Source organism: Sporosarcina jeotgali (genome assembly GCF_033304595.1).
GTDB lineage: Bacteria > Bacillota > Bacilli > Bacillales_A > Planococcaceae > Sporosarcina > Sporosarcina jeotgali.
Genome location: NZ_CP116341.1, coordinates 2,353,723 through 2,366,238 on the forward strand (window position 1 = coordinate 2,353,723; position 12,516 = coordinate 2,366,238).

Below are 12,516 nucleotides of genomic sequence, written 5' to 3' on the forward strand. Positions count from 1 at the left end.
AAAGGAGCAATTTCATGAATATCTTAATTACTGGCGGGACTGGATTCATCGGTTCCAAACTCATTGAATTACTTAAAACTGACGGACATTCCATTACAGTACTATCAAGAAGTGAGTCGAAAATAGAAAATGGTGTTCATTTTGTGCAATGGATGCATAACGATAAAAAACCTGAGCAAGACCTGACTCCGCCAGATGCTGTCGTAAATTTAGCTGGAGTTTCCATCAATGAGGGGAACTGGTCGGAAGAACATCAAAAAAAGATTTATGACAGCCGAATGGAAGCAACAGATGAATTGCTGAGAATACTCAGTACGCTGCGTCAGAAACCAGACGTATTCGTAAACGCCAGCGCTGTCGGAATCTATCCGACTTCAGAAACTCACGTGTACACAGAAAGCTCACCTGAAATTGCTCATGATTTCCTTGGAAAGACAGTTCATGATTGGGAGCGGAAAGCATCCAAGATGAAAGAATATGGGACCCGGGTTGTTTACACCCGATTTGGTACGGTATTCGGGAAAGGCGGCGGTGCTTTGCCTCTTATTGCACTTCCGTACAAGTTATTTGCTGGCGGTCCAATAGGTTCCGGACAACAATGGATATCATGGGTTCACGTTGAAGATGTCGCACGTGCAATTTACTTTGCAATCACGACACCTTCTATAGAAGGTCCTGTTAATGTAACCGCCCCTGCGCCTGTAAGGATGTCTGATTTAGGAAAAGCAATCGGGTCCGTCATGCATCGTCCCCACTGGCTGCCCGTTCCGAGTATTGCCATGAAGCTCGCATTAGGCAAGAAGAGTAAATTGGTTCTAGAAGGACAGCATGTTTTACCTGAAAAACTTAACGAAAGCGAATTTAATTTTAAGCATCCCGCAATTCGTCCTGCACTTGCAACTATTCTGGAATAGGCGATGTATAGAACGACTGCAACAGCACACGCTATGTAAAAAGGAGTGTGCTCGATATGATGGAACACCATGGCCCTGGTATATTAATGGCGGCATTCGTGATAGTCGTAGGACTCGCTTTCAATCCATTTGCCGCTCATGCTGACGAATTTCATTGGGGTTTTAAGAAAGCGATGAACGGAGAACCTCCAAATGCTGGATCCGCTCTTGAATCGATGTTAAATGAGTACGGTGCAATTTATAAAGGCAAGCCCGATGAAAAGATTGTCTACTTAACCTTTGATAATGGGTATGAGAATGGTGAAACGGAAAGTATATTGGACACGCTGAAGAAAGAGGATGCTCCCGCCACCTTCTTCCTCACAGGGCATTACTTGAAAAGTGCTGAACCACTTGTAAAACGGATGGTCAAAGATGGACATGGAATCGGAAATCATTCTTTTGATCACCCCAATATGGCAAAACTAAGCCCTCACCAGATGGAAGAAGAGTGGAAAAAATTCGATACTCTTCTTGAAGAGATTACGGGTATCGATCGTACTGTGTATGCGAGACCGCCAGAAGGTATCTTTAATGAGGAATTACTCGCTGTTGGGAATTCGCTGGGATATCGACATATTTTCTGGTCAATCGCTTTTATCGACTGGTATGCGGATAAGCCGAAAGGAAAAGAATTCGCTTATAACGAGCTTATGAATCAGTTGCACCCTGGCGCGGTCATTCTAATGCACACCGTTTCTTCTGATAACTCGGGAGCACTCCCGGATTTCATCAGAGATGCCAAGAAAAAAGGGTACACGTTTGGTTCACTGGACGAACTTGTGATGGAATATGAGGATATCCAATTAGGAAGCCTGCAGTAAAATGATTTCAAAAAACAGAGACCCGATCTCCAATTTCGGCGTCTCTGTTTTTCTTTTCGTTATGTGAGTTCCCGCTTTACCGTTCTCTTTCCCATCAACGTTAGCAAAAATAAAGTTCCGAGGAAGGCACCAAACAAGTATAAGTAATTTTGCTGGGATACTTCCAGCACGTATCCACCAAGTATGGGACCCGTCAAGCTGCCAAAGCTGAAGAATATGCCGCAAAGTAAATTTCCTGTTGGCAGTAAATGCTTTGGGGTAAGATCTGACATATACGCAACACCCAGGGAAAAGAGAGATCCTGAAAATATGCCCCCGATGAAAAACATGACCATAATTCCGAATGCATAAGCACTGAACAGCGCTGCACCTGTAAACGCAAGTGTCCCACCGCCTAACGCGATCAGTAAAACCGGACGGCGGCCAATTCGGTCAGATATAATTCCAAGAGGCACTTGAGATAGAATGCCCCCAAAAGCAAAGGCAGGAATGATAATGGCTACCATACCTAAAGTAATTCCATTTCGAAGTGCAAATACAGGAAACATTGCATTCAATGAAGACTCCAGAAAGCCATAACCAAATGGTCCAAGGAATGCAATCCAAGCAACAATCACTGTCGCTTTTACACGGTTTCCAAAATGACCGGCAGTTGCCGTTCCTGCCATTACTTCCGGCAAGTCATTTCTTAACGTAAATACGAGTCCCCATGCACACATTGTGAGTAATGCGGAGACGATGAAAGGCAGCCCTTCATTTATTGAAACGAGCGGTACAAACATCGGACCAATTGCAAATCCCACTCCTACAGATAGCCCATAGATGGAAATACTTCTTCCTAAACGGTCAGGTGAAACAGTGCTCGTTATCCAAGTTTGTGTGGCAAAATGGAGAGCATGATCTCCGATTCCTATAAATAAACGGAGAACGAACCAAAACACGACACTTTTCCATAAAGGAAACGATAGAAGCGAAATCATAACGATTAAACCACCCGCAATAATGACTGGTTTATAACCGAACTTTCGCAACGGTGCCTCCATGAATGGAGAAACTAACAATGTTCCTATGTATAATCCAGTGGCATTCAATCCATTTAACGTGCCTGAAATGCCATCTTGCTCAAAAATAGCTGAAATTAGCGGGAGCAGCATCCCTTGAGAAAAACCAGAAATTGAAACGATCACGACTAGCACCCAAAACCGGTGCTGTTGCGAGTCTTTTATGATAGCCATTCGTCAAACACCCCTTATTCAACAAAAACCTATATAATGATAGCATACAAAGGAGGGAATTTTAATGAAATTCGAAATGACAGAATACGGCTTTGAAACTGAAACAGAATTTGGTAAGCTCGAAATCTCTTCTAATGAAGAAAAAGGATTCCGTCCTTACCAGTTAATGGTTTCTTCTATTGCTGCGTGTACGGGCGGAGTCATGCGGAAGATATTAGAAAAAAAAAGAATGCCTGCTCAATCCATTAACATCGAAGTGAAGGAAGTAGTCCGATCACAAGATGATGCCAGCCGTCTTGAAAAAATTCACTTCCACATTACGGTCCAAGCAGATGGTCTTACGGATGAAAAGATGCCTAAAATTCTTGAGTTAACAGATAAAAACTGTTCGATGTACCAATCTGTTGCCGATTGCATCGATATTAAAAAGACATACGAACTTGTGAACTGATTTTTTGCGCATTAAAAGACCCGGCCTCTTGTTTTTCACTAAGGGCCGGGCTTTATGTTGTAATTAAATTGTTCATAAATTTACTGCGAATTCGCCAATAGAATTTCCCTTTCCAGACGTCTTCGAATCGCCTCCTTCTCAATGGTTAAATTTTTGCATCTGCCCTCCTTTTTGTGATTAGAAGTATCATAACACATTAACTTTTAATTGTGAATAGTTAAAACAAAATTTATTTTCAGCTAATTGAACTGATCGCCCACTTCCGTTAAAATAAGTGTATAGAAAGAGGTGACCACTATGCAAAACTCACCATCTAATCAAGTTGATGATTTAAAAGTCCGGCTTAATCAGTTTTTGGAAACGCTTGATACGATTGAACCTGAAACCGCAGATATTGAAGAGATCGATCGTCTCATTAGCCTCGTTGACGATTTAGAAGTACGAATGGGCAAGATGAAATAACAATTTTAAATTTAATAATGCATTGAACAGCAGGGGTTTTTCACAGCCCTTGCTTTTTTTGTATATAAAAAATTCAGGTTCCCGCACAAAAAACATAGTGTGACACTTTTTTCTCAACTATGGTATACTACTATTAATAGTCATTATAAAGTAGTAACTGATATTATTTAAGTCGGATTCCCCTTACGAAATGCGACTTTGTGATTTTTATAAGGTAAATGAAAGTGAAATTCATTCTCAATTAGGAGTGGTGTTATGACAACCCATGTAAATACCGAGCCACCGAAATCGATCACCTGGAAAGAACATATTGAGCTGGTTTTAGCTATTCTATCAGGGGTACTCATTATAGCGGCTTGGTTAAGCGGAAAAAACGGAGCAGAACTTTTTTCCATAGCTCTTTATGTAACTGCTTTTTTGATCGGCGGTTATGCGAAAGCCAAAGAAGGAATTGAAGAAACGATCAAAAATAAGGAACTTAATGTTGAAATGTTAATGGTCCTGGCAGCAGTTGGTTCAGCGATCATTGGATATTGGGCCGAAGGTGCGGTTCTGATTTTCATCTTTGCGTTAAGCGGAGCGCTGGAAACTTACACGTTGAACAAAAGTCACAAGGAAATTTCTTCACTTATGGAATTACAGCCTGAAGAAGCTTGGCTTATACAAGATGATGGCACAGAAATAAGTGTTTCAACAGATTCCCTTGCGGTTGGCGCTAGACTGCTGGTCAAGGCTGGTGAGAGAATCCCTGCAGATGGCATCATTTTAACAGGCAGTACTTCTATTGATATGTCAGCGATTAATGGTGAATCCGTTCCAGCTGATAAGCGTTCCGGTGATGAATTATTTGCAGGAACAGTAAATATTAGCGGCGTAATTGAAATGGAAATGACTAAACCAAGCAGTGAATCCTTATTCCAAAAAATTATTACAATGGTACAGAATGCACAAAGTGAAAAATCTCCTTCTCAGCAGTTCATCGAACGGTTTGAAGGAAGTTATGTCAAAGTTGTGCTTCTCACAGTTGCTCTTATGCTGTTCTTACCGCATTTCTTGTTCGGATGGGATTGGACTACGACGTTCTATCGAGCGATTGTTCTTCTCGTGGTTGCCTCCCCATGTGCGCTAGTCGCTTCAATCATGCCTGCAACGCTTGCAGCTGTTTCTAACGGTGCAAAACGAGGTGTCTTATTTAAAGGCGGAATTCACCTCGAACATTTAAGCTCATTACGTGCAATTGTATTCGATAAAACAGGGACGCTTACGACTGGCAAGCCCGTTGTTACGGACTTCATCGTCCGTGAAGGTACTTCCGCTGAGGATGCGTTGTCACTCTTAGCTGGCATAGAATCCCGCTCGAATCACCCGCTCGCAACAGCTGTTACGGCTTACGCACTCACTAAAGAAGTACCAATGCGACGCAACTTTGACATTGAAGAAGTTCCTGGTAACGGCTTGCGTGCATTTCCTCCCGAAGGAGAAGTACTCGTTGGAAGCCCCCGTTTTGTTGGGATCGACAAAGCGAAAGCATTTCATAATGGAGATGCATTTGCACTTGCAGATGAGGGTAAAACTGTACTATTTATAAAAGATAAGGAAGGCATTCTAGCAGCTGCTGCACTGCAAGACGTGCTCCGGCCGGAAGCAATTGAAGCAATTCGTGAACTCAAGAAAGCTGGTTTGAAAACGATTATGCTGACGGGAGATAACGAAAAAACCGCAAAAGCCATTGCTTCACAAGCTGGGATTGACTCTTATACAGCAGACTGTCTTCCCGATATGAAAGTTAAAAAAGTCAAAGAATTAATGAATGAATACGGTGCAGTCGGAATGGTTGGGGATGGGATTAACGACGCTCCAGCACTGGCTACTGCAACTAGCGGAATTTCAATGGGAGAAGGCACTGACGTGGCATTGGAAACAGCAGACGTCGTTCTGATGAAAAATGATTTAACGAAACTGCCATACACGATAAAGCTTTCAAGGAAGATGCAGCGGATTGTCAAACAGAATGTATTCTTTTCTATTCTCGTCATCGTCATGCTAATCATTTCCAACTTTATGCAAGTTGTCGATCTGCCGCTTGGAGTAATTGGGCATGAAGGTAGTACGATTCTTGTCATTCTAAATGGTTTGCGAATGCTAAATACAACAAAGTAAAAAGCAATGCAGCGGTTTTACACCGCGGCATTGCTTTTTATTTCTTTTAGTCGTTCTGTCCGTTCTTTTGAAACTGCATTTATTTGTCCGCCAATCATAAGAATAATTGCGGAGAAATAGAGCCAGAGCATTAATATGATAATGGTACCGATACTGCCATACGTATTTGCATAGCTTCCAAAATTGGACACATAAAATGAGAATCCGAGAGTCGTAATAATCCAGCCGATTGTTGCAAACAAAGCTCCCGGGAGTACTGTTTTAAATGGAAGCTTCACATCAGGCACTAACCAATAGATAAGTGTGAAGACAACAGCGATCAGTACCGGCGGCAGTATGAATCTCAACTGATTCCATAATGTATTAAACCCACCTTCAAATCCTAAGTACGAAAAGATCACTGAGCCGATCTGTTCTCCAAAGACAGGTAAAGCGAGTGCCACTACGACTACAAGTACAAGCATAATTGTAAAGACAATCGACATTCCGCGCTGAACCACGAATGACCGTGAGTCCTCTTTGAAATAAGAGCGGTTCAGAGCTTTCGTAAGTGCATTCATCCCTTTGGATGCCGACCAAAGTGTCGCCAAAATACCAATAGACAGCAGTCCTCCGTTTTTGTTAGCCAGCACTTGCTCAAGAATATCGCTAATCATCGTTGCTACCTCTGGCGGTGCATAGTCCCTTATGAAAAGCATGACTTCTGACTGGTCCAGATTTAAATACGGCAGCAGTGTGAAAAGAAAAATAAGCATAGGAAACATTGAAAATAAGAAGAAGTAAGAGAGCTCGGCACCAAGTCCGGATACATCAACGGTTTTAATACGCAAGATTAACTCTTTCATGAACCCGTCTTTTGTCGTGACATCAAAAGTATGTAGTTCGCCTTCTTGGATATCGGAGACAAAACCGCCTATTTTCGAATCAGAAAATTTATGCCCCTCATCGTTAGAACGATGAGATACTTCGTTTATGTATGGTTTGTCCTGATGGGCCTTTTTAAGTGAAGGCGACCCATCGGACAACTTGTTGTTTTTATCTTCTTTCAAAGCGGTTCACTCCTTTCGCTTCGGAATTTAAGAGGTTGCTGCTGGTGAATCCTTCATAATTGTTTCGTATTCTTCTTTTGAATCGACAAATGTTTCCTTCGTATCTGTAACCAATTCTTTCACTTGAGGTGTCAATGCTTTAAGTTCTTCCACTTGTTCCTTAATATACGAAACATCTCCAGATAATTGTTCATAAGCCGCTTGGAATTTGTCTTTCTGATCTGCCAATTTCTGCTTCAAGGTATCAGGATTTTTAGCATAATACGAAATTTCATTTGCCGCTTTTTTCGAAGTGCCCATTACAGAATTACGTGTCGCACGATCGAGCAAAGCAGCTGCCCCGCCAAGTAATGCGCCTAATAAGATGAATTTGCCAAGTTTACTATTTCCCATAAGAATTACCTCCAAATAGATTACTTAATTGCTTACCGTATTATACCCCAGTCAGTAAAAAACAAACAAATCCGCTCAAGCTTTTAAAAAAGTACTTGACGTATGCACTGAAGTTTCGCAATATTAGTACTTAATAACAACAACTAATTATATTAGTTGGAATATTCGATTATTTATGGAGGTGTGTACTTCTTTCTTCGTATTTATAAACATATAGTTGGTCAAACAACAAGGGGGGAATTGGGATGGATCAAGCACAAGCATTTTTAGGAAAGTTAAGTGACATAATTTGGGGACCGCCACTGCTCATTTTACTTGTTGGAACGGGGATATTTTTAACGTTCCGGCTCACATTCATTCAGTTTCGATTATTACCGTACTCATTGAAACAAGTGTTTTCTAGAAATCACGACAAAAAAGCAGACGGCGATATCACTCAATTCCAAGCGTTGATGACTGCCATGGCTGCGACGGTCGGTGTAGGTAACATCGTAGGTGTTGCCAGTGCTGTTGCAACTGGAGGACCCGGAGCAATCTTTTGGATGTGGATCGCGGGACTATTCGGAATGGCAACTAAATATGGAGAAGCAGTACTCGCAGTTAAATATCGCGTGAAAGATGCAAATGGTCAAATGGCCGGAGGACCGATGTATTACTTAGAACATGGTCTTAAACAGAAATGGCTAGGTGTTTTATTTGCCATCTTCGGTGCATTTGCTGCATTTGGAATTGGTAACGGAACACAATCTAAAGCGGTTGCAGATGCGATGAATAATGCGTTTAACGTACCTTTCTGGGTAACTGGAATTGCACTCGTCATTTTCGGGGCACTTGTAATTTTAGGCGGCATCAAGTCAATCGGTAAAGTAACAGCATTCTTTGTTCCGATTATGGCACTTTTCTATTTCATTGCAGGAGCAATTATTATTATCTTAAATTTCGACTTGGTTCCAGCTGCATTCGGCTTGATTTTCAGCGATGCATTTTCTGGTCAAGCACTTGCCGGCGGAGCGATTGGTACAGTCATTCGTTTCGGAGTTGCTCGCGGACTCTTCTCAAACGAAGCTGGTCTCGGATCTGCTCCAATCGCTGCAGCAGCAGCAAAGACCGACATGCCTGGACGTCAGGCACTAATTTCAATGACACAAGTTTTGTTTGATACACTGATCATCTGTTCAATCACCGGCGTAACAATCGTTATGTCTGGGCAGTGGAAGAACGGTATCGATAAAGGAGCATTAACTGGTGCAGCATTCGGTGAGTTCCTTGGCGGAGCCGGACCCATGATTGTAACTATCGGACTTATCTTCTTTGCATCGTCTACGATTCTTGGATGGAGTTATTATGGTGAGAAGTGCTTCCAGTACTTGTTCCCGAATCCAAAAGCTGTTTTCGCTTATCGCATTGTCTTTGTCCTCTTCATCTTCGTAGGTGCTACAGCTACTCTAGATGTTGTATGGACACTCGCAGATGTTCTAAACGGTCTGATGGCGATTCCAAACCTTATCGGCCTTCTCGGCTTGTCTGGTGTCATTGTAATGGAGTCTAAACGTTTCCAAGCTAAAATCAAAGAAGAGAAAGAACAAAAAGAGAATATGCAGGTTGACAGTGACTTAAATTAATGGAATGATTAAGTCCATAGATAGCGAAAGGCGGAAAAAAACTATGGACTTAACTCAACCCACTCCTGAAAATGTCTCTTATATGATTACTGAAATTAAAGAAAAGCTTCGTATGGTCAATGTAGATGCAATGAAGGCAGAGAACTTCAGTACATCTAAATACGAAGATCTTCATTACATTTACAAAATGGTAATGAAACGCGAGACCATTACACCGAACGAGATGCAGGCAATTGTTGCCGAACTCGGTTCACTTCGCGGTTAATTTTCAATACGTTTTACAGCAAAAAGCAGCAGCTCCCATTCCGCGGAGCTGCTGCTTTTTATTTAGCGGTTATTCATATGCCGTCCCGTCTTTTAATACGAGCGGTTGAATTAAAACTTCAACCCGTCTGTTCTTTGCACGATTGGACTCTGTATCGTTTGCTGCAATAGGACGAAATTCTCCATAGCCTTTAGCACTGAATGCCATTGGATCCACTTGGTCATTTTCAGCAATAATTGACAAGAAATTAACTGCACGCATAACGCTGAGCTCCCAGTTCGATTTATACTGACCGCTAACCATCGGCACATTATCCGTATGACCAGCAATCACGATTTGACGGGGCTTTTCAAATACCAGTAATTTTGCAATGTCCGATGCAATCGAACGATATTGTGTGTCGATTTCGGCACTGCCAGTTTTGAACAACACACTGTCACGTATCGTGACCAGCAGCCCCTCTTCCGTAAGCTTTGTATCAAACTGTCCTTCTAACTCATTTTCAGCAATATAGTCTTCTAGATTTTCTTGGATTTCTCCAAGTGAACGCTGGTCCTCTAAATAGGAAGAATTATCGTTTTCAGCACCTAAGTCATCCTTCGGAACAGGTACTGTAGTTGGAGAAGAACTCTCCATAACCCCTTTACCCCCGTCAAAAATTTCATTAAACACCGATGAAATTTGACTGAACTTCGCTTCATCCACAGAACTGGATGCAAACAATACGATGAACAAAGCCAGGAGCAATGTTAACAAGTCTGAATAAGGCAGAAGCCAGGATTCATCAACGTGGCCATCATCTTTTTTGCGCTTACGCTTCTTCGGCAACTTCTCCCGCCTCCTTGCCTTTCGGGCTTTCGTTAGCAAGCTTACGACGTTCCTCCATAGATAGATATGAAGATAACTTTTGTTCAATTACGCGTGGAGCTTCTCCTTCTAAAACAGAAAGGATTCCTTCAATCATCATGTTCTTCTGACGCACTTCTTCTGCTGACTTCCGCTTTAGTTTGTTAGCAAATGGATGCCAGAGGACATACCCTGTAAAAATCCCCAGTAATGTCGCGATAAAAGCTGCGGAAATCGCATGACCGAGTGCTTCGGTATCGTTCATATTCCCAAGTGCAGAAATGAGTCCGATTACCGCACCGAGTACACCGAGCGTAGGCGCATATGTACCCGCCTGCGTGAAAATAAGAGAGCCGGCAGAATGTCTGTCTGACATTGCATCTACTTCTTCACCAAGTACATCTCGGATATAATCGGCGTTCTGTCCGTCTATGGCAAGTCCCAAACCATTTTTCAAAAAAGGATCCTCGATAGAATCGGTTTGCGCTTCAAGTGATAGAAGCCCCTCTCTTCTTGCTACATCTGCCCAAGATGAAAACATCCGGATAATATTTGCGTCTGAAGTAAGTTTCTGTTCTTTGAAAATCACACCGAACAATTTCGGTATCCTTTTAATCTCATTCATCGGAAATGCGATGACTATCGCAGCTATAGTACCAACTATGATAATCAGGAAAGCAGCAGGATTCACCAAGTTCACAAGTGGCGCACCTTTTAGTACCATTCCAACCAATACTGCTGCGAAACCCATAATTAACCCAAATACTGTTGATAAATCCATGTAAAGACCTCCATGTCTTTCATTCTTCTATTTATTTCGTCATAATCTGTGATTTCTTTAGACAATCCGATCGAGAAATCTCAGTAATCTTTTCTTTTCTCTGTGTAAGCGGATTCAAGTCTTTCTTTTTGCACTTTTCAAACCAGAATTGGTACTATTAAAGTACTTTCTGAAAGGGGTATGAATCTATTGAATACATTTGAACAGCAATTACAAAATTATGCAGAGCTGGCCGTCAAAGTCGGCGTGAATATCCAGCCCAATCAAAACCTCTTTATAAGTGCTTCTACAGACGTTCGGGAGTTTGTCCGAATCATCGTTGAAAAAGCGTATTCGGCGGGTGCACGGCAAGTCTTTGTTGACTGGAGCGATGATGTTATCTCCCGGATCCGCTACGAACAAGCACCTGCAGATTCTTTTACAGAATTTCCTTCTTGGAAAATTGCAGAACGCGAGGAACTTGCAAAAAAGGGAACTGCTTTTATGAGCATCGTTTCTCAAAGTCCCGACTTATTCAAAAATGTTGATCCGTCACGTATTCGTGATGCTCAAAAAGCGAGCGGACAAGCACTCGATGGATTCCGTCAAATGATGCAGGCAGATAAATTCAGCTGGACAGTGATTGCTGCTCCTTCAGCTGATTGGGCATCCCTTGTCTTCCCTGACTTACCGGAATCAGAACAAGTACCCGCACTATGGAACGCTATTTTTAAAGCAGCTCGTGCCAATACAGCTGACCCCGTTGCAGAGTGGGAATTGCATAATCAGAGACTGCATGAAAAAGTAGATTATCTAAATAACAAACATTATCACAAATTGCATTATACAGCTCCTGGGACTGATTTAACAATTGAATTACCGGAAAAACATACATGGTGCGGTGCTGGCAGTGTGAATGCTGATGGTGCGACATTCATGGCAAATATGCCAACTGAAGAAGTCTTTACTGCACCTTTAAAGTCGGGAGTTAACGGTGTTGTTTCAAGTACAAAACCACTAAGTTATGGCGGAACAATTATCGATGACTTTAAGATTACTTTCAAAGATGGCAAAATTACAGATATTGCTGCAGGTCAGGGGCAAGATGTATTGGAAAATATGATAGATGCAGATGAAGGGGCTAAATATTTAGGTGAGGTCGCCCTCGTCCCTCATGAGTCTCCAATTTCAGCGTCTGGACTATTGTTCTACAATACCCTTTTCGATGAGAACGCTTCAAATCATTTAGCGATTGGAAGTGCGTATGCATTCAATTTAGATGGCGGTAAAGAAATGAACCGCAATGAACTTGAGGAAAACGGATTGAACCAGAGCATCACCCATGTGGACTTCATGATTGGATCCGGGGAAATGGACATTGACGGTATTCTGGCAGATGGAACCGTTGAACCACTCTTCCGGAGAGGAACTTGGGCGTTCTAATAGTGAATTTCCTATAAAGTTCGTACAGGCTCTTAAACTTTTCATGAAAATGA

The 12,516-nt window shown here is 42.0% G+C and carries 13 protein-coding genes; 8 read left to right on the forward strand and 5 right to left on the reverse strand.

Annotated features, from left to right (window positions below; translation table 11 throughout):
• Positions 1–14 precede the first annotated feature (14 nt).
• Together PGH26_RS11785 and PGH26_RS11790 are read left to right on the forward strand one after the other, a co-directional pair.
• The gene (locus tag PGH26_RS11785) at positions 15–914 is read left to right on the forward strand and encodes a TIGR01777 family oxidoreductase (RefSeq protein WP_323691255.1); all 900 of its coding nucleotides are present in this window, start codon (positions 15–17) and stop codon (positions 912–914) included.
• 59 nt (positions 915–973) lie between these two features.
• Positions 974–1,777, forward strand: coding sequence for a polysaccharide deacetylase family protein (locus PGH26_RS11790; RefSeq protein ID WP_431312543.1), 804 nt, complete (start codon positions 974–976; stop codon positions 1,775–1,777).
• 59 nt (positions 1,778–1,836) lie between these two features.
• Here PGH26_RS11790 and PGH26_RS11795 read toward each other — a convergent pair whose 3' ends face one another.
• Complete coding sequence (locus tag PGH26_RS11795; RefSeq protein ID WP_323691257.1) at positions 1,837–3,012, reverse strand: MFS transporter; 1,176 nt, start codon at positions 3,010–3,012, stop codon at positions 1,837–1,839.
• Positions 3,013–3,076: 64 nt separating this feature from the next.
• Between PGH26_RS11795 and PGH26_RS11800 the strand changes: the two genes are divergently transcribed.
• The 3 genes from PGH26_RS11800 (at position 3,077) to PGH26_RS11810 (ending at position 6,085) form a co-directional block, all read left to right on the forward strand.
• Complete coding sequence (locus PGH26_RS11800; RefSeq protein WP_323691258.1) at positions 3,077–3,463, forward strand: OsmC family protein; 387 nt, start codon at positions 3,077–3,079, stop codon at positions 3,461–3,463.
• 297 nt (positions 3,464–3,760) lie between these two features.
• Complete coding sequence (locus tag PGH26_RS11805) at positions 3,761–3,925, forward strand: SE1561 family protein (protein WP_323691259.1); 165 nt, start codon at positions 3,761–3,763, stop codon at positions 3,923–3,925.
• Positions 3,926–4,180: 255 nt separating this feature from the next.
• The gene (locus tag PGH26_RS11810) at positions 4,181–6,085 is read left to right on the forward strand and encodes a heavy metal translocating P-type ATPase (RefSeq protein ID WP_323691260.1); all 1,905 of its coding nucleotides are present in this window, start codon (positions 4,181–4,183) and stop codon (positions 6,083–6,085) included.
• A 17-nt stretch (positions 6,086–6,102) separates the two neighbouring features.
• Here the strand turns inward: PGH26_RS11810 and PGH26_RS11815 are convergent, their stop codons facing one another.
• On the reverse strand, positions 6,103–7,134 hold the full coding sequence (locus PGH26_RS11815) for a YihY/virulence factor BrkB family protein (RefSeq protein ID WP_323691261.1): 1,032 nt from the start codon (positions 7,132–7,134) through the stop codon (positions 6,103–6,105).
• Between the two features lie 27 nt (positions 7,135–7,161).
• Positions 7,162–7,527 (reverse strand): YtxH domain-containing protein, encoded by a 366-nt coding sequence (locus PGH26_RS11820; protein ID WP_323691262.1) that lies wholly within the window; start codon positions 7,525–7,527, stop codon positions 7,162–7,164.
• 245 nt (positions 7,528–7,772) lie between these two features.
• Between PGH26_RS11820 and PGH26_RS11825 the strand changes: the two genes are divergently transcribed.
• The gene (locus PGH26_RS11825; protein ID WP_323691263.1) at positions 7,773–9,149 is read left to right on the forward strand and encodes an alanine/glycine:cation symporter family protein; all 1,377 of its coding nucleotides are present in this window, start codon (positions 7,773–7,775) and stop codon (positions 9,147–9,149) included.
• A gap of 43 nt (positions 9,150–9,192) precedes the next feature.
• Complete coding sequence (locus PGH26_RS11830) at positions 9,193–9,414, forward strand: DUF1128 domain-containing protein (protein WP_039042805.1); 222 nt, start codon at positions 9,193–9,195, stop codon at positions 9,412–9,414.
• Between the two features lie 69 nt (positions 9,415–9,483).
• Here PGH26_RS11830 and motB read toward each other — a convergent pair whose 3' ends face one another.
• Complete coding sequence (gene motB / locus PGH26_RS11835) at positions 9,484–10,242, reverse strand: flagellar motor protein MotB (protein ID WP_323691264.1); 759 nt, start codon at positions 10,240–10,242, stop codon at positions 9,484–9,486.
• Entirely contained in the window at positions 10,226–11,041 is an 816-nt protein-coding gene (gene motA, locus PGH26_RS11840; RefSeq protein ID WP_323691265.1) for a flagellar motor stator protein MotA, read from the reverse strand. The genes motB and motA overlap by 17 nt, the downstream gene beginning before the upstream one ends.
• Positions 11,042–11,230: 189 nt before the next feature.
• Here motA and PGH26_RS11845 point away from each other — a divergent pair, with 189 nt between their 5' ends.
• Complete coding sequence (locus tag PGH26_RS11845) at positions 11,231–12,463, forward strand: aminopeptidase (RefSeq protein ID WP_323691266.1); 1,233 nt, start codon at positions 11,231–11,233, stop codon at positions 12,461–12,463.
• Positions 12,464–12,516 lie beyond the last annotated feature (53 nt).